Source organism: Pseudomonas sp. NBRC 111123, assembly GCF_001320205.1.
Taxonomy (GTDB): domain Bacteria; phylum Pseudomonadota; class Gammaproteobacteria; order Pseudomonadales; family Pseudomonadaceae; genus Aquipseudomonas; species Aquipseudomonas putida_J.
In genome coordinates this window covers 39,081-65,185 of the sequence record NZ_BCAZ01000008.1, presented here as the reverse complement: position 1 = coordinate 65,185, position 26,105 = coordinate 39,081, and the positions used below count along the sequence as shown (strand labels likewise).

Here is a 26,105-nt window from a genome sequence, read left to right as displayed (position 1 = left end):
GCATGTCCGTCAGGCGGGAATCGCCACCTTGTCCAGCAACCGGTCAATGACCTGGTCGGCCGCCACGCCATCGGTGACCGCGTCATAGGAAAGCTGCAAGCGGTGCCGCAGCACCGGATGCACAACGGCACGCACGTTGTCGGGCGACACGAAGTCCTGGCCTTGCAGCCAGGCGTGGGCGCGCGACACCCGGTCGAGGCTGATGCCGCCACGCGGGCTGGCACCGATCCTGATCCAGCGCGCCAGGTCCGGGTCGTAGTCATTCGGGTGCCGCGTGGCGTTGACTAGGTCGATCAGGTAACGGTCGATGGCCTGCGACACATGCACCTGCGCCACCTCGCGGCGGGCGTCGAAAATCACCTGTTGGGCCAACCGTGCCGGTTGTGCGGCAGCCTCGTGGCTGGCCTGGTCCTCTTCCCGCACCAGGCGCAACACCTGGGTTTCGTCCTCGGGGCGCGGGTAGTCGAGTTGCAGCTTCATGAGGAAGCGGTCCATCTGCGCCTCGGGTAGCGGGTAGGTGCCCTCTTGTTCGATCGGGTTCTGGGTAGCCAGCACCATGAAAAGCCCGGGCATCGGGTAGCTCTGCCCAGCCACGGTGATCTGGCGCTCTTCCATGGCTTCGAGCAAGGCCGCCTGGACTTTGGCCGGGGCGCGGTTGATTTCATCGGCGAGGATAACGTTGCCGAACAGCGGACCGGGCTGAAAGCTGATCTTGTTGCCTTCCGGCGTCTGTTGCAGGATCTCCCCGCCGGTGATGTCCGAAGGCAGCAGGTCCGGGGTGAACTGTATGCGCCGCATCTGCGCCTCAAGGTGCGTGGCCAGGGCCTTGACCGTGCGGGTCTTGGCCAGGCCGGGCAGACTTTCGAGCAGAACATGGCCGTTGGCGAGCAGGCCGAGCAGGACATGGCGGATGGTCTCGGCCTGACCGAGGACTTTTTCGGCGACCGATGCCTCCAGGGCCTGGACGTGTTCGTGGGTGTTCACGGGCGCGGTCCTTGGGTGGGTTAGCGGTCTGATAGATCCTAGTCCCACGTGAGGTGGGTGCAATAGCGTGTCGTGAAGAGAGAATAGGGTTTTGATCGGTTTTTGATTTTTTTCCTGCGCCTGGGAGATCGCGCGCCGCCCGCGCAGCGCGCGATCTTAAACAAAATAATCGCACCGCAAACACATCACGGCCGTTCCTTCCAATAGGGCTCAATGGCCTGCAACCGCGGATCCTCCGGCGCCACTTCACGCATCCGCTGAACATACGGAAACGCTTGTTCACGCTCCCCCGCCAAGGCGTGCAGGTAGATCAGCGTGTACAGCAAATCCGCATTCTCCGGCGCTTGCTCCAACCCGCTGCGCAACGCCACCAACGCCTCATCCCGACGGTTCATCCGCGACAGCAGCAACCCCTGGTTGTAACGGATGCGTGAATTTCCCGGCAGCGCCACGGCAGCCTGTTCCATCCAGCCGACCGCCTCATCGGGTTTGTTCCGCTCCACCAGTAGTAGCGCCAGCATGTAGGCCAGATTGCCACGATCGGCCTGGGGCATCTTCTCCAGCGCCACGCCATCACGCAGCAACTGTTCGGCATCGCCCAGCCGCTGGGCGCTGCTTTCAAGTGTCACCAGGTTGACCCTGGCAGGGACGAAATACGGGTCCATCTTCAGGGCCTGGCGGTACTCTTCCATCGCCTGCTCGTCGCGCCCCTGGCGTTGCAGCAGCACGGCCAGGTTGAGCCGTCCACCGGGCAAGTCGGCGTTGCTTCGCAGGCGCTGTTCGTACTCGGCAAGCAGGGGCGCAAACGCAGCCGGCAACTGCGCTGGCGGTACATCGGCCAACGCCCGCACAGCCTCGTCACGCACCGCCCGGGTTGGGTCTTCAAGCAGTGGCAGCAGCGGTTTCAGGCGCTCCTCGGCCGGCAGACTGGTAAAACCGGACACCGCATAGGCACGCACCACGGCGTCTTTGTCCTGCAAGGCCCAGCGCAGGTTGCTGGCGGCAGCTGGGCCAATGTCCGCCAGCTGGTCGGCGGCGGTGGCGCGGACAATCGCCGGGTTGCTCTTGTCGGCCAACACGTAGCCCAAGCGGCTCAAGGTGGTGGACGGGTCTTGGCGCACGGCATGGAACGCTTGCCCGTAATGGGACGGGCGCTTGGGGTTTGCAAACCAGCTGTCGATGGCGCTGGCAGCCCAGGCTGGCTTCTGATCCTGATGGCAAGTGGTGCAGGCGTCCGGACCGGTGTCAGCAAGGTCGGGCCTCGGGATACGGATGCTGTGATCGCGCCGAGGGTCGACCACCATGTAGTTCTTGGTTGGCATATGGCAGTTCACGCACTGCGCGCCGGGCGAGCCGACCACGTGGTGATGGTGCGCCGGGCTGTCGTAGTCCTTGGCCTGCAGGCCGGCGAAGCGTGCGGTGTTGGGCTGCGTATTGTGACATTGCACGCACAGGCCATTGCCTTCGATTCGCACCTTGGTTGTGTGCGGGTTGTGGCAGTCGGTGCAGGCGACCCCGGCCGCGTACATCTTGCTTTGGCTGAACGAGCCAAATTCATAGACCTCGCCGTCGATCTGGCCGGCGTCATGGTACAGGCCGGTACGCAGCGTAGCCGGCAAACTTTGGTCGAGTTGGGGATGGCCGGGTAGTTGGCCGGAGCCCAGGCCTTGGCGGCGGCTGTGGCAATAGGCGCACTGCTCGACCTGCCCCTTGCTGCCCAAGGCTTTGAAATCCACGACTAAACCTTGCGCCGGAGAGGCGCCGGGATGCTGTTTGGCCCAGTCGACATGGGCCTGACCTGGCCCGTGGCAACCTTGGCAACCGACATTCTGTTCCTGCCAGGTACTGGCAAAGCTGTCTTTTTTGTCATCGTAGTGTTTGGCCAGCGCGGTGGAGTGGCAGTCGGCGCACATGGCGTTCCAGTTCTGGTAGCGGCCGGTCCAGTGCAGGGGGTCGTTAGGCGCGAAGCGCTGCCCTGGATACAGCGAGAACCAACGCTGCCCGCCCTGTGCGGCCGGGCGGCTGTCCCAGGCAAGGGTCAGCGCCTGCAGGCGCCCTCGTGACAAGGCCACCAGGTACTGCTGCAAGGGTTCGAAGCCAAACGTATAGAGCACGCGAAAGTCAGCCGGTTTGCCATCTTCCCCCTCTAGGTTGACGTAATAGCCGTTACCTTTACGGAAAAAACGGGCCTGGACCCCGTCTTCGTCGAAGTGTGCGTTGTCGAAATTGCCGAGCACGTTATCAGCCGTGGGCTCACGCAATGCCCAGGCATGGTCGGAGTGTTGCCATTGGCTGGCCTGGTCGGCGTGGCAACCCAGGCAAGTGCCAGCGTCGGCATACCCCTCGCGCTCGGTGGCCTGTCGCGGCAATTGCCCCTCGGCGGCTGCCAGTGCTGCACTACTCAGCAAAAACCCGAGCATGCAGGTGCGTATCAATGCCAGTCCCCACTTCCTTGCCAGCATGCCCCGCACCATTGAATCGCTCCATATTTGATCCCCGATGCAGCGTAGTACACGTCCATCGGTCTGCAATGACTGAAAGCCTGTCTTTGGGCAAAGCGCGATTTCCTTCCTAAGATGAGTGAGTTGCCCCCGCGCTCAACAAGGACACGAGAATGCCCATGCCCGTCGTTGGACACTGCTGCCTGCCCCTACTGCTGGCATTGACAAGCGTCACCGCCTACGCCGAACAGGACACGCCTGGCGACGCCCCGCAAGCCATCCGTGTGCTGCTGGCCGCCGAGCTGGAAACGACCCTGTCCAGCCAGATGAATGGCACGCTGGGTGAGCTGAAGACCAACTTTGGCGAACACGTCGCCAAGGGCGCCACGCTGGCACGCTTCAACTGCAGCGAGGCCCAGGCGCGCGGCAAGGTGGCGGTGGCAGAACTGGCCATGGCCCGGCAGAACTTGCAGGCCAAACAGCAGCTGCGCAAGTTGGACGCCGTGGGCGACATCGAAGTGGCAGCCGCCAATACCGAAGTGCAGAAGGCCGATGGCGCACGCGCCATGGGCGAGGCGCAGATGAGTTACTGCCAAGTGCTGGCGCCGTTTTCCGGGCATGTCGCCAAGGTTTACGTGAAACCGTATCAAACTGTCAGCGCCGGCACGCCGCTATTCGACCTGGTCAGCGACGGCGCCCTGAAGGTGCGCCTGAACGTGCCGTCGAGCCAATTGAAGACCCTCAGCCCCGGCCAGCCGCTGGAGGTGAATGTTCACGAAACCGGCAAGACCTACCCGGCCAAAGTCAGCGTGATAAATGCTCGAGTCGATGCCGTGGCACAGACCGTGGAGCTGGAGGCGCGCTTCGAACAGCGCTTCCCTGATCTGATGGCAGGCATGAGCGGCACCGCGCGGTTCGCTCCATGACCATGAATCAGCCACTGCCGCACCCGCAAATGCTGCTGCAACTGGACGCCCTGCGCGACAAGGCGATGGCCGCCGAGTCGCTGAACGCGCTGGCCTTCAGCATGGCCAACGACCTGTACCCGCTGCTGCCCTTTCATCAAGCCCTGGTGTTCAGGCAAGCCAAGGGCGCTTTCGAGCTGCTGTGCGTGTCCGGTCTGGCACGCCCTACCGAAGACTCGCCGTACCTGGTGTGGCTGAAGCGGGCCAGCCACTGGCTGGGCGAACACATAAAAGACTCGCAACCGGCCTGGGTCACCGTTGCCACCGCCACGCCACCGGCCGACATCGCCGAAGGCTGGGCCGAATGGTGGCCTGCAGGCCTGTGGTGCATCCCGGTGCATGCGTCAACCGGTGAGCGCCTTGGCCTACTGGTGGTGCTGCTCGAAGAGCCGCCCCCCGCGATCTTGCCCAAGCACCTGGAAGGCCTGACCGGCACTTGGGCCTATTGCTGGAACGCCCTCACCCACCGTCAGCGCCTGGGCCGTTGGCGCCCGAGCCGGCGCCAGGTGCTGCTGACCTTACTGCTGCTCGGCGGCTTGCTGCTGGTGCCGGTGCGCCAGACGGCGCTGGCCCCAGCGCAGATCGTGTCGCGCCAGGCGCAGATCGTCACTTCGCCCATCGACGGGGTGGTCGCCCAGGTGCTAGTGCGCCCCAATCAGCCGGTTGACGCCGATACGCCGCTTTTCACGCTGGATGAAACCACATTGCGCAGCCGCGCCGATGTACTGGGCAAAGAGGTGGCGGTAGCCGATGCAGAACTGCTTGCGGCCAGCCAGCGGGCCTTTGACAACCCACAGAGCAAGGGCGAACTGACGCTGCTGCAAAGCCGCGTGCAGCAGCGCCGCGCCGAACTGGCCGCCGTGCAGGCGCAACTCAAGCGCACCCAAGTGCTGGCACCGCGCGGCGGGGTGGCAGTGTTCAGCGACCCCAACGACTGGCTGGGCAAACCGGTGTCCACCGGCGAGCGCATCATGCACGTTGCCGACCCGGCGCAGCCGGCCATGCAGATCCAGTTGGCGGTGGCCGATGCCATTGCCCTGGAGCCGGGTGCCGAGGTAACGCTGTTCCTGACGGCCTACCCGCTCAGCCCGCTTAAGGGCAAAATTCTTGAAACCAGCTATCAGGCCAGGCCCAGCGACGACGGTGTGGTCGCCTACCGCCTGCTGGCGAGCATCGAAGAACAGCCGGCGCATGCCCGCCTGGGCCTGCATGGCACCGCCAAGCTTTATGGCGACCGGGTGATGCTCGGCTATTACCTGCTGCGGCGGCCACTGGCTACGATGCGTGCCTGGAGTGGCTGGTGATGCTCGACCCGGCCGACCTGCCCCTGCCGCCTCTGCGCGAAGACCTGCGCCTGTGCGATGCCGCGGATAACCGCGACGGGGAGCCGGCGTGGATGATCCACGACACTGTGGTCAACCGCTTCTACCGCATTGGCTGGCTGGAGTTCGAGTGCCTGCTGCGCTGGGGCCAGTCACCCCGGCAGATCAGCGAACAGGTAGCGCGTGACAGCGCCCTGAAGCCGGATGTGGAGCAAGTACTGGAACTGCGCACCTTCCTCGAACACCACCAGCTACTGCGCGCCGGGCCCGAGCAGTTGGGCAAACTGCAGGCGCGTAGCGAAGCGCGTACCTGGTCGAGTTGGCGCTGGTGGTTGCACCATTATCTGTTCTTCCGCGTTCCTTTACTGCGTCCTCAAGTAGGCCTGCGGCGCCTGGCCGGGGCGCTCGGCTGGCTGTTCCATCCACTGACCGGCTTGTTGGTGATCGGCCTGAGCCTGCTGGGTATCCTGCTGGTGATTCAGCAGTGGGACAGCTTCACCCATGCGGTGGTGGAATCGTTCTCCACCGAAGGGCTGTTGAGCTTTGCGCTGGCCCTGATCGTCGCCAAAACATTGCACGAGCTGGGCCATGCGCTGGTCGCCACCCGCCTGGGCCTGCGGGTGGGACACATGGGGGTGGCCTTTCTGGTGCTGTGGCCAATGCTGTACACCGACACCGGTGAAAGCTGGAAGCTGAAGCATTCGCGCCAGCGCCTGGCAATCGCATCGGCGGGCATCGCTACCGAGCTGTCACTGGCGGGCCTGGCGACGCTGGGCTGGGCGTTATGCGGCGACGGCGCGCTGCGCAATGCCCTGTTGTACCTGGCCACCACCAGCTGGGTGTTGTCGCTGGCGCTTAACGCCAGCCCGTTCATGCGCTTTGATGGCTATTTCATCCTCAGCGACCTGCTGGACTTCCCCAACCTGCACGAACGGGCCTCGGCGCTGGCCCGGGTGGCCCTGCGGCGCAATTTGCTGGGGCTGCACGAGCCGTGGCCGGAGCCATTCCCCAGCCACCAGCGGCGTCTGCTGGTGGCCTTCGCCTTCGCCACCTGGGTATACCGTTTAGTGCTGTTTCTGGGCATCGCCGTGGCGGTGTACCTGTTCTTCTTCAAGCTGTTAGGAATCGTACTGTTCATGGTTGAAATCGCCTGGTTCATCGCCCTGCCGGTCAAACGCGAACTGAGCCACTGGTGGCAACAACGGGCGCGCATCCCAGGGGGGCGCAAGCAGCTGTTCTACCTGTGCATGGGGCTGGCTGTACTGGCCTTGGCGATGCCGTGGCACAGCCAGGTGGATGCGGTGGGAGTAGCCCGGGCCGAGCAGCAACTGCGGGTTTACACGCCCTACCCGGCACGCTTGCAAAGCCTGCGCGAGCAGGGCCAGGTCAAGGCTGGCGAAGTGCTGGCGACGCTGGACGAGCCGGACTTGGACTCACGCCTGCGCAGTAGCGAGGCCACTGCGCGCAGCTACCAGGCACGGCTGTCGGGCCTGCTGGCCGACCCGGCGGGGCTGAGTGTCGATGCCGCCACCCAGCAACGCCTGAACGTGCAGAACGAGGAGGCCCGCTCGGCCCGCGTAGAGATCGCCCGCCTGAATTTGCAGGCCCCCTTCGCCGGTACCTGGCTGGACCGCGATCCGGATTGGCGCGCTGGGCAGTGGGTCAATCGCCAGGAGCCGCTGGGCATCCTCATCGATCCCCGCCGTTGGCAGGTGGATGCCTATGTGGCGCAAGACCAGGTACACCACCTGGCCGTGGACAATACCGTACGCTTTTACCCAGAAGGCCAGGCGATAGCATTGTCCGGCAGAGTACTGGCCATTGGCAGCACCCGTGCAAATCAACTGGCCCACCGCATGCTGTCGTCCCACTTTGGCGGGCCCGTGCTCACCGGTAGCCAACCGTTGGTGCCGACCCATGCGGTGTTTCAAGTACTGATTGCACTGGATGCGCCGCTGGTTGGCCTGCACGAGACACGCGGCAGATTAAAAATCGACGGCGAGCGGCGCAGCGTGCTGGGTGAGATGGGGCGCTGGTTGGCAGGGGTTGCGTTGCGAGAGAGTGGGTTTTGAGTGCCAGGCTCCGTGTTGCCCGTACACCAAATCGGAAATTCCGGGCTACCCTTGATCTACTCAGAAACTGGCGTTGAACTTTCGAGCAGGTATGCATCATGGACATGAACAGCAGACCCGGCTTCGCCGCTGCATTGCGCCCTCGCTCACAAACCCTGGCGCTTGAGCAACGCATCCTGTTCGACGGTGCCGCCGCCACAGCCGTCGACCAGCAGCACAGCGACCCGAGCCACGCCGAGGCCAAGGACACGGCACACCCAGCCCCTACCGCCAGCGAGGCGCAAACCACCGCCGCGCCCGCCGCCCAGCCGCGCAACCTGGTGGTGATCGACGCCCGCGTGGAAAACCGCGAGCAACTGGCCGCCAACCTGCCCGCAGGCACAACCGCGCTGGTTGTCGACGCCGGCCAGGATGCCATCGCGGCCATCAGCAATGCCCTGGTGCAACTGGGCAAGGTCGACTCCATCCAGGTGTTCTCCCACGGCGCCGCCGGGCAGTTCACCCTGGGCAACCAGGTGTTCACCCAGCAAACCGTCGAGCAACTGGGCGACCGCCTCAGCAGCTGGCGCAACGAACTCAACGCCGGTGCCGACATCCAGCTGTACGGCTGCGACGTGGGCGCCGGCAGCAGCGGCAAGGCCCTGATCAACGAACTGGCGAGCTGGACCGGCGCCGACGTTGGCGCGTCCAGCAATGCCACCGGCAGCCAGCTGGCTGGCGGTGACTGGAAACTGGAAGTCAGCAATGGCGACGTGGACAAGTCCATCGCCCTGGCCGCCTCGACCCTGGCCAGTTTCCATGGTCTGTTGGCCGATGCCAGCCCCACCGCCAGCCTGAGCAGCGGCGGCACCGAGGTGCAGCTGGGCGAGCAATTCACCTTCACCGTCAGCTTCACCAACCCCTCTACCCAGGAAGGCTACGCCCCATACATCGACCTGTTCATGCCCGCCACCGGGCGCGACGGCGATGATGGCGCCACGTTCGTTTCCGCCACCTACCTGGGCCAAGCGGTAAACAGCTTCGTCATCACCTTTGACGCCAACGGCAATGCCACTCACCCATTGGCCAAGGACGCCAGCGGCAATGCCCTGGTGATCAACGCCGCCAGCGTCGGCATGAAGCCGGGCGACCAGATGGTGGTGCTGCAACTGCCCTATGCCAGCGTTACCAGCGGCCAGCCCAGCATCGACATCCAGGTCACCGGCCTGCTCAGCAACCTGGCCGACACCACCTATTCCGACGGCGCGCCCAACCTCACCATCAACGCCCGTGCCGGCTTCGAGTACGGCAACGATTCGCTGAACAACCCGGTGCAGGACCCGAGCGTGGTAGAGGCTTCGCTGCACAGTTTCATCATCACTCCGACCCTGCTCAAGGTCACGCAGACGGTCAATATGCCCGAAGGCGAAACCGTCACCGGCCCCAACTACACGCGCACCCAGACCGTCACCGTCACCCCGGCATCGGGGCAGACCCTGACCAACGTCACCGTGACCCAGACCGTGCCCGACCAGGTGCATGTCAGTGCCATCACACCAGGCCCCGGCGGCACGCTCACGTCGGTCACCCTGCACGATGGCCGGGTGCTCACCGACCCTGCTGCCATCGCCGTTGCGCTGGCCAGCCCGAATGTCTTCGTAGAGAGCTACAGCATCCACTACGACACGCTAAGTGCCGCTAGCGAGACGCAGGTGAGCTTCTACGTGCCCGAGATCGACGCCAACGGCAAACCCGTGCTTGACCCGGCCACCGGCAACTCGGTGACCATCGATTTCGGTACCGCCAGCGTAACCGGCGACTGGAACCCGCTGGACCCGCGCGACCGCCCCACTGACCCCGACGGCTACCCATTCAGTGAGGACGGCAACGGCCAGGGCGTGACCTTCGTGGCCAAGTCCATCACCCTGCTCAAGGGAGTGGACTTGCAGAACGATGTCGGCACCCCTGGGCTGACCCCCGGCGACACCCTGCGCTACACCATGGACGTGGCCATTTCCGACTTCTTCGCTTTTGGCGAGAACATCCTCGAACAAGGCCAGTTTACCGTCACCGACCTGCTCAGCGACGGCCAGACGTTCAGCGCAGGCACTGCGCCAACGTTGCTGATAATGGCCAATGGCGCCTCGCAGAGCATTGCCCTCATCTACACCCAGACCGTGAACGCCGACGGCAGTACCACGCTGGTTTTCGACATTGCCGAGTCCCTCCGCCAAGCGGTCGCCGGCCCGGGCCTGGCCGCGCTGTTCGGAGACCTGTACGACGATACCAACCAGGATGGCGCTACCGGCCTGCGCATCGTCTACGACGCGACGGTCGACACCACCTACACTAGCGACCACCCGCCCCACGACCAGCTCAACGAAGGCGACAGCGTGGGCAACAATGCCACCGTGGCTGCCACCGTGTTGCGCGATGCACTGAACATTGGCAGCACGCAGAGCGACGGTTCCAGCACCACCAGCACCATCCAGACCTCCAGCGTAGATATCGAACTGACCCAGGTGAACAGCGGCACCCCGCCCGCGAATGGCGAGCTGCGCCCGGGCGACGTAGTGACCTTCACCATCACATACGACCTACTGGTAGCCGACTACGAAAACTTCAAGCTGACCGCCTACTTGCCGCTGCCGCTGCTCAATGCCACCGGCATTACCTGGAGCTTCGGCAATGGCGCAGGACAGTGGACCTTCGGCAGCGGCAACAACATCCTCGATGTGCCGGACAGCGTCACCACCGGCCCTGGCAACTCCATCGTCTTCGACTTCGGCAACTTCGTCTCGGGCGGCCTGAACGGCGGCACTGTTCAAGTGCTATTCACCATGGTGGTGGGCGACCAGCCGTTTGCCGACCAGCGCGAGCTGGACGTGCTGGCACAATCGAGCCAGACCACCACGGTGGATAAAGACGTGCTGGTGTCGTCCGATGTGGCGGTGATCGAATCGGTGGCCGAGCCGGTGCTGGACATCAAGCATGGGGTGGTCAGCAGCAGCAACGGCACGGTCACCGGTACAACTGGCAGTTGGAACGCGCCAGGCACCGGCGGCGTGCCGTTCGGTGGCAGCGTCACCAGCCTGGCGGCGGTGGATGGCAACGTCAGCGGCATCGACGGCGCCGACACCCTGCGCCTGGCTACTGCGATCAAGAACACAGGTGGCGGCGGCGCTTTCGACGTCAGCACCAGCGTCACCCTGCCCAACGGCCTGGCGTTTGTCGGCGGCAGCCTGAGTGCCGCCAACCTGCAGATCTTCCGTGGTGATGGCACGCAACTGGTGCTGGGTACCGACTACAGCGTCAGCGGCAACACCATCACGTTCCTCGACGCCAACGGCCAGGCCACCCTGCTGGCCGGCCGCGCCGGCACGGCCAGCGACCTGTCCGGCGCCAACGTGGTGGTGATCACCTACGACGTCACAGTGAGCGACGCCATCCTCGCCTCCAGCACGCTGCAAAGCAGCGCGGCACTGACCAACTACGCCAGCGTCAATGGCGGCCAGGACTTCACCCCCACCGACCTGGTGGAAGACGCCAACCAGCAAGTGGCCGCGCCGACCATCACCAAGACCTACCAGAACGGCAGCCTCAGCAACGACGACTCCAGCGCCTCCCACACCACCGGAAGCAACCTGGTGATTGGCGAAAGCATGACGTACGACATCGTGGTCAACTTGCCCGAAGGCTTCACCGGCAGCCTGCGCATCAACGACCTGATCCCGCCCGGTCTGCGCCTGGACCCACGCTTCAACGGCAACCTGGGCTTCCAGATCATCACCACCGTGGCCGGCAGCGCCGCGCTTGGCGCCGACTTCAACGGCACCCTGAACGTCAACCCGGTCAACCTGGATGGCAGCGACGGCGCCGACTTGATGCTGGTGTTCAGCAGCGCAGGCGCATCGGCCGACAACATCACCGGCAACAACAGCTTCGTCATCCGCCTGGTGTTGGTTGCCAGCAACGTACCCGGCAACCAGCAAGGCACCACCTTGAACAACGGCGCGCAACTGGTGTACAGCGACCCCGATGGCGACACGCCCAATGGCAGTGTCCCGGCCGAACGCAGCGTGATCAGTGCCCAGCAGCCGGCGGTAACCATCGTCGAGCCGACGCTCACGGTGACCCAGCAAATCACCTCCACGCCGGTGTTCGGTGGTTACGAAGACGGCGATGTGGTGGACTTTGAAATCGTCATCAGCAACACCTCAGGCGTCAATGCGTTCGACATCAGCCTGCTCGACGGCCTGCCGACCGAACTGAGCGGCATCACCCTAACCGGCGTGGTTTACAGTGGCGGTGCCACCAACAACGGCGGTGCCGACTTCATCATTCAGGGCGGCCAATTGATCAGCGTAACAGGGGCGAACATCGACATCGCCAATGGCGGCAGCATTACCCTTCGCCTGACCGGCACGGTGAATGCCACCGCTGCCGGCGAGGCGGCGTTTCCCAACGCGGTGGATGTGCGCTGGACCAGCCTGGACGGCGCCAACAACACGGTCGACACCACCAACGGCGAGCGCAGCGGCGAAGATGGCATACTCAATGGCGGCACGCTGAACGATTACCGGGTGACCTCGTTGCTGGTATTCCCGGTCAGCAACGGCATCCGCATCAGCCGGGTGGGCGGCGTGGCCGACACAGCGCCGGCCACCAACGGCAGCGGCGCCACCGACACCAGTGGCCTGAGCGAAAACGTGGTGGTCGGCGAAATCGTGCGTTACCGGGTCGCGGTGCTGGTGCCCACCGGCGACAACCCGGACTATCAGATCCGCATCGAACTGGCAGCCGGACTTGAGTTCATCCCGGCCAGCCTCAACGATATCCTGCTCGCGTTTGTGTCCAACACTCCCGCCGGGCTTACCAGCGATGCCACCAACCTGATCAGCAGCGGCATCCTAAGCATGCAGGGCAATCAGTTGAGCGACGTGACCCAAGGCATCCAGCCCGACCTGTCCGGCGCCGTGCCAACCGGGGTGTTCGACATCAGCAATGGCCGCCTGGTGATCGTGACCAACGCCGATGGCAGCCAGACGGTGACGTTCAGCCTCGGCAACCTGACCAACACCGAAATCAACGACCCCGACGTCGAAGGCGTGGTGCTGGAGTTCAACGTGCGCGTCACCAACGTGGCCAGCAACCAGGCCGGTGCCAACCTGGGCGTAACGGCCCACGAGCACGTCGGCTTGAATGGCGGCGTGGATCGCGGCGTGAGCGACACGGTGTTCGAGCGTGTAGTTGAGCCGAGCTTCACCAACATGGACAAGACCGTGATCGACGTGGCCGCGGGCAGCGCTATCACCACGGCCACAGTGTCGGTCAGTTTCACTCAGAACGGCGAAGTGCCGGCCTACAACACCCACCTGACAGACCAGTTCCCCAACGGCAGCAACTATCAGGTGCAAAGCATCCTGCTCAACGGCGTGGCCCTGGACCTGGCCAACCTGCCGCCCGGGGTCAGCTTCAGTGATGACACCGGCATTACCCTGGATTTCGGCCGCTTGGCGCCAAATGACAGCGTGCAGGTGATCTACACCGTCGTCCTGCCCAATGTCACCATCGCCGACAACGCCGCCAGTGCCGCCGTGCTCACCTGGACCAGCCTGCCCACCGACTTCGAAACCAGTGGCTGGGGCGGCTCGCTGCCCGCCACCGCCGGGGGTGCTGACGGCGAACGCACCGGTCAGGACGGCGCAACCGGCCTGAACAACTACATCCTCAGCGACGGGGCCGGGATGGGCGTGATCCAGGGCACCCTGTGGGACGACACCCGCAGCGCTACCGATAGCGTCACCCCCGACGGCACAGGCCTGGACGGCATTGCCGTGACCCTGACCTGGGCCGGTGACGACGGCCAGTTCGGCAACGCCGACGACCGTACGTTCACCACCATCACCGCCAATGGCGGCCTGTACCAGTTTGCCCTGCTGCCCTCCGGCAGCTACCTGGTGGCTGTTGCGCAAACCCATCAAGCCGGTACCGAGAACGAATTCCGCGTGCGCATCGATACCGACACCGCCGCTGCCACGGCAGGGCTTGGCACTATCAACCTGAGCCTGGGCGAAGGCAGTACCGGCATCGCCGACGCCGGTTACGTGCACCTCAACGAAGCGCCCATCAATACGGTCGCTGACCAGCACGGCCAGGAAGACACCGTGCTGCACATCGGAGGGCTGGCCACCAGCGACGTGGACGTGAACGCCGGCAACGCCGACGGCGTGATGACCATCACCCTAACCGTGGTGCACGGAGTGATCTGGCAAAGCACCACGCCACCCGCAGCAAACGCCACCCCGCCGACCGGCTCAGGGCGCACCCTGATGCTCACCGGCACACTGGCTGAGTTGAACGTGGCGTTGAGCCAGCTGTACTACAAGGGCGACCAGGACTTCAACACCTTCCGCGACCGGGAAACGTTGACCATGGTTACCAACGACCGAGGCAACTTCGGTGACCACCCCTCAAGCGGCGACGGCATCCCCGGCCAGAACCCGGCCGATGCGCTGAGCGACACCGATGTGCTCAACATCGTGCTCGACCCTGTCAATGATGCGCCCATCGCCCAGAACGACCAGTACGATGCCGTGGAAGCCGGTGGCCGGAACAACGCCGATCCCGGTACCAATCCCACGGGCAATGTGCTGGATAATGACACCGACGTGGACATCCAAACCAACAACGATTTCCTTACCGTTACGCGGATCGCTAACGTCAACAACCCTGGTGGGATCGCCGTGGGCGCTACAGGGGTCACCACAGTTCAGGGCCTGTACGGCACGCTGTTCATCACCGCTACTGGCGGTTTCCAGTATGTCGTCAACAACGACGACCCTGCCGTGCAGGCGTTGCGCACCTCCAGCGACTTCCTCAGCGAAGTGTTTGCGTATGACGTTGTCGACAGCGGTGGTCTGGACAGCAGCGCGCAGTTGCTCATCAATATTCACGGGGCCAACGATACCCCCATCGCCAGCGGCGATGTGGGTATTGCCATCGAGGCCGGCGGCACCAGCAACGCTACGCCCGGGCAAGATGCCATCGGCAATGTGCTGGACAACGACACCGATGTGGATTCGGTGGCACTGGGCGAAACCAAGAACGTCAACGCGGTGCGCTACGACGGTCCCGGGGGCGGAAGGATCATCCCGATCGACAGCGGGGCGACAAACATACTGGCATCGTTCGGTACGCTCACGCTCAGTGCCGACGGCAGTTATCGCTACGTCATCGACAACAGTAACGCGGCAATCCAGGCGCTTTCCCCCGGGGACACACTGGTCGAACAGTTCACCTACCAGATGGTCGATGCCGGTGGCTTGAGTTCGGTGACCGTACTGCTGATCACCATCCAAGGGGCCAACGACGCGCCCGTGGCCGTGGACGACCGCGGCACTGCCACTGCAGGCGCCAGTGACGGCAGCCCGGCGCCGGTCAACGCAAATGGCAACGTGATCACCGGCAACAATGGCGTGGGCGCTGACACCGATGTCGACCGCGGCGACCAGCCCACCGCCACCCAGCTAAAGGTGGACGGTGTTCGCAGCGGCCTGGAAAGCGCAGGCGGTGCACTCAGCCCGGTGGCCGCCGGTACGCCGGCGTCGATTGCAGCCACCGTCGCCCGGTTGGCCGACAACAATCTGATAAGCGGCAACTTCGGCCAACTGGTGCTTAATGAAGACGGCACCTACAGCTTCACCGTCAACAGCGCCGACCCGGCCATTCGTGCCTTGGCCGTCGGGCAAAGCCTGGAGGTGATCTTCACCTACCAGATCCACGACAGCGGCGGGCTGACCGACCAGGCGCAACTGGTGATCAGTGTAACCGGCGTCAATGACCCACCCGTGGTCAACCCGGTCACGGTTGATGCCGTGGAGGCCGGCGGCTTAAACAATGTCACGCCAGGCCTGGACCCCAGCGGAAGCATCCGCAGCGCCTACAGCGACCCCGATGGCGATACCTTGACGATCACCGGCGTCATCAACCCCAGCGGTACCAGCGGCACGGTGGGCCAGAGCCTGGCCGGCAACTACGGCAGTCTGGTGCTCGATGCCCTGGGCAACTACCGCTACGTGGTGGATAACGGCAACATTGCCGTACAGGCCCTGCGTACCGACGCCGACCGGCTGATCGAGGTGTTTCAGTACAACGTCAGTGATGGCAACGGCAAGACTGTTACGGCCACCTTCACCGTGGTCATCCATGGGCGCAACGATACGCCTATCGCAGCCAATGACAGCGCCATCGCCATTGAGGCCGGCGGCACCAATAACGGCACACCTGGCCAGGCCGGCAGCGGCAATACCCTGACTAACGACCAGGATGTGGATGCAGGCGACAGCAAAGCCGTGGACGGCGTCTACCTCGGTACACTTGCAGCAGGCGGCACGTTCGTGCAGGTCACTGCCGGCGCCACGATCATCACCGGCAACTACGGCACCTTGAGCATCGACGCCAACGGCAACTACGTGTACACCATCAACAACAGCCTGGCGGCGGTCCAGGCACTCAAGGCCGGTGAAAGCCTCAGCGAAACCTTCAGCTACCGCATGCACGACACCGCAGGCGCCAGTTCGCAGGCGCAGATCACCATCACCATCGAAGGCCGTTACGATGCGCCGGTTGCGCACGACGACCTGGCGTATGCGGTTGCCACGGATGACGATGGCAATGGGGGCCGCAACCCCACTGGTAATGTGCTGAACAACGACACCGATGTGGATGCCAACGACACCAAGACCGTCACCGCCGTGGGCGTGGGGGCCGAGAGCAGCAACCCCACGCTGAACACGCTGACCGGCACCGCCACGGTCACCACCAACTACGGCACGCTGACGCTGAACGCCAATGGCACTTACCAGTTTGTGGTCAACTCCAACGACCCCGACATCATTGCCCTCGGGCCATTGGGCTTCGTCATCCAGCGCTACACCTACCAAGTCACCGATGCCGGCGGCTTGAGTGACACCGCCACCCTGTTCGTTCTGATACGCGGTGAGAACCAGCCCCCGATTGCTGGCCCGGACCAGGGCCTGGCCGTCGAAGCGGGTGGGCAGGGCAACAACATCCCTGGTAGCAACCCAGCCGGCAACGTCATGGACAACGACACCGACCCGGACAGCATCAACATCCTGGTGCCGGAAACACTGGAAGTGCTGGCCTTTTGGAGCGGCAACGGCCCGCTGCCCAACAGCCCAACCCCGACCGGGCAAACCCTGCGCGGCCAGTATGGCGACCTGACGCTGAACGCCGACGGCACCTGGAGCTATACGCTGGACAACAGCCTGGCCGCAGTGCAGGCGCTGCGCGTCAGCGGCCAGACCCTGACCGACAACTTCAGCTACCTGCTGACCGACGTGTGGGGCGGCACCGCCAACGGATTGCTGACCATCACTATCGACGGGCGCAACGACTTCCCCGTCGCCAACGACGACACGGCTGCTGCGGTAGAAGCCGGTGGCGTCAACAACGGTACCGCAGGGGTGGACCCTCGCGGCAACGTGCTGGACAACGATAGCGATGTGGACGGCGTGCAATACGGCGAAACCAAGACCGTTGTGCAGTACACCGGCGAAAATGGCCATACCGCCAGTGCAGGACAACTATTGCAAGGCCTATACGGCACGTTGCTGATCAACGCCGATGGCAGTTACCAGTATGTGGTCGACAACAGCAACCCGACCGTGCAGGCCATGCGCACGGCTGGCGAAGTGCTGCGCGAAGTATTCACCTACCGCATGCGCGACACCGGCGGCATTACCTCAGACGCCCGCTTGACCGTGACCATCCAGGGCGCCAACGACTATCCGGTGGCACGCGACGACAGCAACACCGCCAGCGACCAGGTACCAGCGCCGCACACCAGTGGTAACGTACTGCCCAACGACAGCGACGTGGACGGCGGTGACAGCCTGACCGTAACGGGGATCCGTAGCGGGCAGGAAAACGGTACCGGCACAGCGGGCGTGGTCGGCCAGCCGATTGCCGGCCGCTATGGCACCCTGGTGCTCAATACCGATGGCAGCTACACCTACACCATCGACCTGAGCAACCCTGAGGTGCTGGCCGCGGCCGGCCTTGGCCAGGTGCTGCGGGACTACTTCACCTACACCCTCAGTGACTTGGCCGGCGCGACCGACGATGCGCAGTTGACCATCACCCTGGACATCTCCAGCCCGTACATTCCACCGGGCCCGTACGTTGACCGCGAAAGTCATAGTGGCCAGGGCGGCCTGCCGCTGCCGAGCGTGACGCCGGCTATTTTCGTGGCTCCGGTGGTGGAACGGGTCAACCAGGCATTGAGCCTGTCGGCCTGGGACGCCGACGGCAGCAACGTTCAGTTGTTTGCCACACCTGAGATCGAAAGCCAATCAATCGGCGCCCAGCTGGGTCTGGTCGACGGCCAGTTCGTGGCCCAGGCCGTGGCCAACAGCCGCCAGGCCAGTGCTGAAGACAAGAACTGGGTGGACGGCCGCCAGGGGGTCACCAGCCTGACTGCCGACGGCTTGTTGCCCGATCCTTCGGTTTGGGCGCCGCTCCGCCAAGACATGGTGGCTGAACAGCGTGCACAACCTGCCAATGGCTTCCGCGCGCAGCTGCGCGATGCCGCTCAGCGACGCGGCAGCAATGTGCCCTGATGCCAATGCCTCATCACGGATTGAATAAGGACAGCGTATGCCGGTATCGACATTGAGAAGCCTGAGCACCCTCACCACCCTTGGCCTGCTGCTCGGAGCCTGCTCGGCCTTCCAGCCCGAACCCTACACCGAAGACCAGATGCGCCAGCGGGTGATCGAGGATCAGGCGCGCATGTATAAGGAGCAGGAGCCGGTCAACGGACCGATCACTTTCTACGAAGCTTCGGCACGGGCGCTCAAGTACAACCTCGATTACCGCCTGAAGCTGCTGGAGAGCGCGCTGGCCTCGGACCTGCGCGATGTGTCCAGCCACGAAATGCTGCCACGGCTGGTGGCCTCTGCCGGCTACGCCGGGCGCAACAACGATTCGGGCGGCACCTCCATCGGCATTGAGGACCGCCAGGTGAGCTTGCGCCCGTCCACCTCCGAGGAGCGCTACCGTACCTTGTACAGCTTGGGCTTATCGTGGAGCCTGCTGGACTTTGGTGTGGCCTATTTCCGAACCCAGCAGAAGAACGACCAGATGTTGATGGCCGAGGAGCGTCGCGAGAAGGTGGCCCAGAACGTGCTGCAGGACGTGCGCAACGCCTACTGGCGCGCCCTAGGTGCCCAGCGGCTGTTGCCGGAAGTGGACGGGCTGCTGATGCGCACTCACCGTGCGTTGACCGCTGCCCGGGAGGCAGAAGGTCGGGGCCTGCTGCCGCGCCAGGACATTTTGGCCTACCAGCGAGCCCTGCTCGACTCGGTGTATATGCTCACCGTGCGCCGCCAGGACTTGGAGTTTGCCCGAGCCGAGCTGTCCGCGCTGATGTCGCTGCCACCGAACACCCGCATGGTTCTGGCTGACAGCAGCGAGCAACCTTTGCCGCTGGTGAACGGCAATCTTGAAAAACTCGAGCGCCTATCGCTGGAGCACCGCCCGGAAATCATGGAAGAGTGGTACCGCAAGCGCGTGAACATGAACGACCTGAAAATCGCCAAGGCCCAGCTGTGGCCAAATGTAAGCTTCAATTATGGCTACGAGTACGACTCCAACAAGTACTTATACAACAGCGACTGGAACCAGACTGGCATCAACGTTTCGATGAACCTGCTGCGCCTGCTCCAATACCCGGACATTACAGCCGCTCAAGAGAGCCAGGCCAAGACCGACGACATGCGCCGCACAGCGTTGTCAATGGCCATCCTGACCCAGGTGCGCGTGGGCCTGCTGCGTTATCAGCTGGCCCGCCAGGAAGTGGATTTTGCCGATGAAAGCCTGCGGGTGGACCAGAGCCTGCTTGACTATGCCCAGTCATCACGCAGCGCCGCTTTGGGCAGCGAGCTGGAACTGATACGGGCAGAAGGACGCTTGTTACTGTCGCGCTACCAGCGCGAGGCCGCTTACTCGGATGCCCAAGCAGCTTGGGGCCGGCTTTATAACTCGATAGGTTTTTCAGTAATGCCCAAGGAAATAGAGCGGCATGATGTGAAAAGTTTGGCACGGGATATCCAACGTACCATGGAACAGCAAACCGGTTCATACCTGGCGCTTGAAAGAAAGGCCGGTATAACACCACAGCAGGCGATTAGATGAAGTAACCCTTCTGACAACAAAACTTACAGGGGCGTGCTCGCTCGCCCCTAAAGGGGCCACCATTTACAGGTGTAGAAAGGCTTACCAACGGTCGGTGTGCTCAGCTATATTGGATCTGATAAGCCACAGGTTATCCGAACCTATTGCAGCGTTGAGCGAGATGAAATTGACAGAGCCGGTACAGATGCCCTCCTCCCAGCCGCTGGTGCTAGCAGAGTTGGCCGACAGCACCCGCGCCGCTGCTGAAGCATTCATCGCGGCAGGCACTGCGGCCAATACCGTGCGTAGCTACCAGAGCGCCCTCACCTACTGGTCCGCGTGGCTACGGTTGCGTTATCGCCGCTCGCTCGGCGACGGCGCGTTGCCACCCGAGGTCGCCGTGCAATTCATCGTCGACCACTTGGCCAGGCCCGATACTGCTGGTAACTGGACACACCTACTGCCGCCGGCCGTCGATGCCGCGTTGGTGGAAGCCAAGATCAAGGGCAAGCCGGGGCCACTGTCGTTCAGCACAGTTAGCCATCGCTTGGCAGTTTTAGCTAAATGGCATCGCCTGCGACGCTGGGATAACCCAAGTGAGGCTCCTGCGGTGAAGACGCTTCTTCGCGAGGCGCGCAAGGCCCAAGCGCGCCAAGGCGTATCCGTGCGGAAGAAAACCGCAGTAGTGTTGGAGCCGCTGCAGGCGATGCTTGCCACCTGCACTGACGGCGTGCGTGGTACGCGCGATCGCGCCCTGCTATTGCTGGCCTGGAGCGGCGGTGGCCGGCGCCGCTCGGAAATCGTGGGTTTGCAGATCGAAGACCTTCGCCGTCTGGACGCCGACACCTGGCTATATGCACTTGGGGCAACCAAAACCGATAGTAGCGGCGTGCGGCGGGAAAAGCCGCTGCAGGGACCGGCGGCTCAAGCGCTGAACGCCTGGCTCGCTGTAGCACCGGCCAGTAAGGGTCCGTTGTTTCGCCGCTTGTACAAAGGGGGGCGGGTCGCGGCTGCTGGTCTGTCAGGTGACCAGGTCGCGCGCATTGTCAAACGTCGCGCGGCACTGGCAGGCCTCGACGGTGACTGGGCGGCGCACAGCCTCCGCTCGGGCTTCGTCACCGAGGCCGGACGCCAGGGCGTGCCGCTTGGCGAGGTGATGGCGATGACCGAGCACCGTAGCGTCAGCACCGTGATGGGCTATTTCCAGGCGGGGTCCTTACTGGGCAGTCGTGCTAGTCAGTTATTGGCCTCTTCACCACCGCAGAAGGACAGCTCTGACGAGGTCGAGGACGGCTAACCCATGTCCCTGGATTTTCCCTTGCCACTGCTCTTAATATCGCGCTCCACTACTACACAGGGAAGGTCCATGCAAATTGCGGTCGGTATCACGGTCATGCTGGTTTTGACCACTGTCTTTGTCCTGCTCGGCCTAGCCGAAGCTAACCATATGCTGGTCTTCGGCTTGCTCCTCGCAGTTTTTTCGGCGCTGGTCATCATCGGCTTAGCCGCCACGGCAAAAATTCAGGCCATGCGGGCGACTTTCGTGCCAACGCCAGCGATCGCTGAGAACAAGTCATCCACCTTCACCAACACCACTGCCCTGCAGCACTATGCAACCCCCGAGCATCGAGAACTGGCCTCGCTCCGTCAGGACCTACGCGCATTACAGGACGAGCATGCCAGTACGGCGTTTCAGCTAGCCTTCCTGAAAACCCACATGCGCCTGTGCTTCGACAACATTCGCTACCACGAGGAAATTACCCTGCCCCGCGCGCTGGCAGGTCAGGCCGGAGCCATCATCATCGCTGCTCTGTTGACACTGGTCGGCACGGCTTTATGTGCTCTGCCCGATTCCGCTTATCTGCTGGCGAAAACCCTCAATGCTTGCCTTGAAACGAGCTGGCAGTCCATCGTTCGGGGGGGTGATTAAAAGCAGGTGCAGGTCCTACTGGCTGGAGTTCGTGAGCGTCAGCCCTCCACCACCATCGCGGTGAATGCGTAGGGCGTCTGCCAGGACTCCAGCATACGACCCACAACCACACAGCGCGCCTTCCCCGATGCGGCCAGGGCTTCTTGAGCGAACGCCAGCGCGTCTTCACGGCAACTACTGCTGCGAGCTTTAGGGTAAATGTAGAAGCCCACCACATTATCGCTGTAGGGCGCAGACAGGATCGCGAGTCCACGTGGCTGCTCTGGATCATCGGGGTTGTTCGCCACCGCCTGAGCCAAGGAAAAGAGCTCGACGTCCAAGTTCTCACCGGCATGATAGGCAATATCGAGCAATGCCAGGCAGACCGTGGTCCACCCTTGACGCCCCCGGTGCTGTGCCTTCTGCACTACCCGACGCACTGACTCGGGTAACTGCAGTGCTGGTTTGGGAAGACTCACCCCGGCATCTCGACTAGTGTAATAGCGGTCGATGGGCGTAGACATTCCGGAAATTGCAAACGCGGTGCCCGGGCAGCTGACAGCCCCCGCCCCAAAAGCAGTTTGCAAGTAGAAGCCAAGGTAATCCAGTTCGTCACCCAACAACTCAGCGGATCGTTGGATAGGGCCGCGATTTGCCAGATAGTGGAGGATGTACGCCGGCTCCTCCAAAATATCGATCACACAGCCCAGGTCGGTGAGATTCAAGGTCGGAGCCAAGGTTAGCGATGCCGGCAACCAACCAGCGTTCTCCAGTTCCGCCTCGCAACTTGCGAGAATAGAAAAGTCGTCCAGAGTCACCGACAGCCGGATCACATGATCGATGGCCTTTGCGTCGATCTCCAGTGGGTTGAGTATGGATTGGCTCACCGCATCGCCTTCACGCGCCGCGACGATCACCTGCGCCAGACGCTCAGATTGCACAGCGGGCTCAACCAGCAATTCCTGAACATGGCGTTTGACGCGTTCTGGTGCCCCGCGCAAACCCTGTGCGCTCATCGCAGCAGATTTCGCTTCGACAATCAGAACGATACGGTCAAGCACCAGCAAGACATCCGTCTCATAACGATCTGCGCCGATAGCCCATTTGACCCCTGCTTGCAGCCGGGCAGTAGGAAACGCGTTGCGCAGCAGTGCGCAGACTTGCGCTTCCAGATATTCGGCACGAGTCCGAGCCATTTTCTTTTTTACCGTCGGCGCCTGATCATCCAGCAGTGCACGCATGAGCCCGTGAATGTGGCTGAATACGAGATGCGGCATGGGCAGCAAATACTCGTTCCCGGTATTGATGCACGGTGCCGACCAGATGGGGTTGCCCATAAAAAAGTGCGGGATGTTGCCGGCACTTAAGCTTCCAGGCGTAAGTGACAGCTGGTCCAATACCCGCAGCACCATGTCTTTATCACGCCCTGAAACCAGCGCGATACGCTCTGGGTCAGCCACCAACAGCCGGACCAGTTGCCGATCAGCGTGTGACCACAAAGCCGTGGCCACTTGTTCGCGACTGACAGAGTCGGGTAAATGCTGCAAAAACTCCTCTGGATCGCCCTCCGCCAAATCGTCCTCGCGATAAAACGCGTGCACCATATCGTCCAGGGTTTCGCAACGGAATACAGCGAGAAGGCGCTGCAAACGTGCAGAGCTGCGCTGCTCGACATCTACCAGTGCGGCTTTCGCAATGTCGATCAGGTCAGTCGCTCCAAAGCCGTAAGTCGCCCTCATCTCACTATCGAGTGCTCCGTAGAGCTCGCGCGATATCTGCAGAACCGCCCCATGGTACCCCCAGTTCCGAACAAACTGGGTGTGTCCGCGCACGCGCTCCTGCAGCAACAGTAACGCGCGCTCTTCAACCGTAGTCGCTTGAGTCAGCGTGGTGTACCGCGCATGGTAGAAGGCGTCTGACAGTGCACTCAGGTCGTCAATCAGTTGCTGGATCTCGCGAGACTCGGCAGGTCGGCGCCCCCATTGATCAAGAGGTAAGGTCAAGATCAGCGCCTGCAAAAGTTCAACATGAGGTTGTGTGATGCCTTTCAGCAAGCCTTCGGACTTTACACCGTGATCGTCAACCGGTGCCTGCAAACCGTTCATAGCGAGAACCGCTAGTAGGTGTGGGGGATAACAGCATTGCAGTATTGCAAGCACTCGATCGCACAGGATTGGCAGTATTCGTTGACTCTCACGGCCTTGCGCGACCAATTTCGCACGCAAGGTTTCAGGATCCATTGAGCTATAGGGGTGAACGGTCCACTCCCCACCAGGCAATCCCGGCATATCACGCATTACTATTTTTCCTTTTCTAGAGCCGACTTCCAATGAGCGAAGGGCGCTCGCTCGACCTTGTGCTGGTGCCGTCCTAGGAGCACTTTTAACCCGCGGATGCCCCGCGCGGGGTAGCGCATTTATCTGAAGACCAAAACGTTACAACGGGTACGCCGTCGGCTCCCTGCTCTAGCAAAGCTATCAGTTTCTCCGGAAAGGTATCTTCGAGTCTGCCACAGCGACCGTAAATCCTGCTTCGCGCAAGACCAGCTCAATCAAGTCCCGAAACCAAGGACTGGCAGCAGGAGAGATCAATACCGATTGGATCATCTGCTTGGCATTAACCGCGACCTTACTACCCGCCTCGGCGCGTGAGGTCCGGGGATCCACAGTGCGGGATGGGTACATGATAATCCGTAGTTCCTTTTCAAACTCGTAGTAGCGGCTTTTCTGAAAAAACACCTGCTTAGGGTCATCGCTGCCAACATAATCGTTCTGGTAGTCAAGGTAGCTGACGACGCCCGCATGAAGGTCCATAGAATCAGGGTAACGCATGGCGCTGACGACAGATCCTAGCGTCGACTGCACACACACCGCTGCCGTGCCCGCGCCGTAAATTTTCCACATGGCCATACTCTCCGCGTCGCCAGCATCCGTGTGCCAACAGCTGACATCCACCCAATGCGAAACCGCCTCGAAGATAGCCGAATGGCTTGGAAAATCCGCTGCCCGCACCGGTCCCAAGACAGTGTTTACCATTCGCTCATTAAATCGGGTGCGGCCGTGCTCAGCCGCAGCTTTCTTATCTAGAGGCGAGTGGTCCGATCCCACCCCTGCTGCCGGCCACAATTCATTAACCACGTGCTCGAGCATCTCAGCCATACCACCGCCCATGAAGCTATCCATGTCCGTGGGCATACCTTCGAGCAGATCCTCATAGGAACTGGCCTTGGCAAAAAACAGATATTGTTGATGAATCAACGAGAGAAATTTGGCTAGGTCCATATAGCGGTAAATTCTTGTGTTCGGGCTAAGCTCGGGGGACGCTGTATACGCCATGACAGCTCCTTGAATGTTTAACAGTGAGCTGTCCATACTAGCTGAGGGCTTCGCCAGTGGCCCGGTAATCGTGTGCCCAGGACAACTCCAACCGAGCTATCCAGCCACTATGCTCCCAGACCGATCGTTGTACAGTGACACGAACGCCAGTTCAGTGGTAATCCTAGGAAGCTGATGTGTAGCGGCGATGCGAGGTTCGCCTTCAGAGACCTCAGGAGGTCATGGTCGGTGGTTAACAACATCCCGGATTTAGCTCAGGAGTGGGCCAGACCGACAGCGTAAGATGCTCGCTCAAGTGCCTAGGGAGAACCCAGTATGGTTGTGTCTCGCACGAGCTGTATACACAGGGCAACGGAGTACTTGATCCATGCAGACATCGATCAACTCAGTCCGGTTCTCCTCTACCGCCAGATCAACGCCGGCTTCACCTTGTTCGACGTACAGACCATGCTAACGGAGATCGCACCTCACTCCGCCGGTTCAGTATTGCGGATCATACTAGGGAAATCTGTCACGGCGAGACTGCGCTTACGCCGCCAACCTGAACGCCTGACGGCTCAGCAGAGTGCAGTGGCCTTCATGTACGCCAGGGTATTCGAGCTAGCCTTCACTGCGTTTGGCTCGCACCACTTGGCGGAACAATGGCTAGGGCAACCCTGCCGCGGTCTTGATGGAGATGTGCCTCTCTACGTGGTGGACAACCCGTGTGCGTTTCGGATTATCGAGGCGTATTTGCAACGGATCAAGCTCGGCATCTATCAATAGCAATGAGTTCAAGCACTGGCCAGGCTGATCGTCCCTGTTCAGAATGCCGTTTGCGTTATCATCGGCATTCAACGCGGCAGTATGAATTCATCTGCACGAGCAGGTTTAAATCGCGAGTTCCTCTCAACTGAAGGT

At 62.4% G+C, this 26,105-nt stretch carries 12 protein-coding genes; 8 read left to right on the top strand and 4 right to left on the bottom strand.

Annotated elements, in window-relative coordinates; translation table 11 throughout:
- Positions 1-9 precede the first annotated feature (9 nt).
- Positions 10-984 (bottom strand): MoxR family ATPase, encoded by a 975-nt coding sequence (locus APH27_RS06655; protein ID WP_060484343.1) that lies wholly within the window; start codon positions 982-984, stop codon positions 10-12.
- Between the two features lie 185 nt (positions 985-1,169).
- Complete coding sequence (locus APH27_RS06650) at positions 1,170-3,446, bottom strand: tetratricopeptide repeat protein (protein ID WP_060484392.1); 2,277 nt, start codon at positions 3,444-3,446, stop codon at positions 1,170-1,172.
- A gap of 152 nt (positions 3,447-3,598) precedes the next feature.
- Between APH27_RS06650 and APH27_RS06645 the strand changes: the two genes are divergently transcribed.
- The 7 genes from APH27_RS06645 (at position 3,599) to APH27_RS06615 (ending at position 21,891) form a co-directional block, all read left to right on the top strand.
- Entirely contained in the window at positions 3,599-4,351 is a 753-nt protein-coding gene (locus tag APH27_RS06645; protein WP_060484342.1) for an efflux RND transporter periplasmic adaptor subunit, read from the top strand.
- Entirely contained in the window at positions 4,348-5,694 is a 1,347-nt protein-coding gene (locus tag APH27_RS06640; protein ID WP_177331650.1) for an efflux RND transporter periplasmic adaptor subunit, read from the top strand. The genes APH27_RS06645 and APH27_RS06640 overlap by 4 nt, the downstream gene beginning before the upstream one ends.
- Positions 5,694-7,784 carry an HlyD family efflux transporter periplasmic adaptor subunit gene (locus tag APH27_RS06635; RefSeq protein ID WP_060484340.1) on the top strand — a complete coding sequence of 697 codons (2,091 nt, stop codon included), beginning with the start codon at positions 5,694-5,696 and terminating at the stop codon, positions 7,782-7,784. Before APH27_RS06640 ends, APH27_RS06635 begins: the two co-directional genes overlap by 1 nt.
- Positions 7,785-7,882: 98 nt before the next feature.
- Positions 7,883-18,406, top strand: a complete 10,524-nt coding sequence (locus tag APH27_RS06630) for a VCBS domain-containing protein (protein ID WP_060484339.1) — start codon at positions 7,883-7,885, stop codon at positions 18,404-18,406.
- Between the two features lie 37 nt (positions 18,407-18,443).
- Entirely contained in the window at positions 18,444-19,982 is a 1,539-nt protein-coding gene (locus APH27_RS06625) for a TolC family protein (RefSeq protein ID WP_060484338.1), read from the top strand.
- 184 nt (positions 19,983-20,166) lie between these two features.
- On the top strand, positions 20,167-21,258 hold the full coding sequence (locus APH27_RS06620; RefSeq protein WP_156335861.1) for a site-specific integrase: 1,092 nt from the start codon (positions 20,167-20,169) through the stop codon (positions 21,256-21,258).
- Positions 21,259-21,327: 69 nt separating this feature from the next.
- Positions 21,328-21,891 (top strand): hypothetical protein, encoded by a 564-nt coding sequence (locus tag APH27_RS06615; RefSeq protein WP_060484336.1) that lies wholly within the window; start codon positions 21,328-21,330, stop codon positions 21,889-21,891.
- Positions 21,892-21,929: 38 nt separating this feature from the next.
- On the opposite strand, the gene APH27_RS06610 is transcribed toward APH27_RS06615, so the two are convergent.
- Together APH27_RS06610 and APH27_RS06605 are read right to left on the bottom strand one after the other, a co-directional pair.
- Positions 21,930-24,167 (bottom strand): hypothetical protein, encoded by a 2,238-nt coding sequence (locus APH27_RS06610; protein WP_156335857.1) that lies wholly within the window; start codon positions 24,165-24,167, stop codon positions 21,930-21,932.
- 180 nt (positions 24,168-24,347) lie between these two features.
- Positions 24,348-25,205, bottom strand: a complete 858-nt coding sequence (locus APH27_RS06605) for a hypothetical protein (protein WP_060484334.1) — start codon at positions 25,203-25,205, stop codon at positions 24,348-24,350.
- A gap of 360 nt (positions 25,206-25,565) precedes the next feature.
- On the opposite strand from APH27_RS06605, the gene APH27_RS06600 reads away from it, so the two are divergent.
- Positions 25,566-25,970, top strand: coding sequence for an antitoxin Xre/MbcA/ParS toxin-binding domain-containing protein (locus APH27_RS06600; RefSeq protein ID WP_371262702.1), 405 nt, complete (start codon positions 25,566-25,568; stop codon positions 25,968-25,970).
- Positions 25,971-26,105 lie beyond the last annotated feature (135 nt).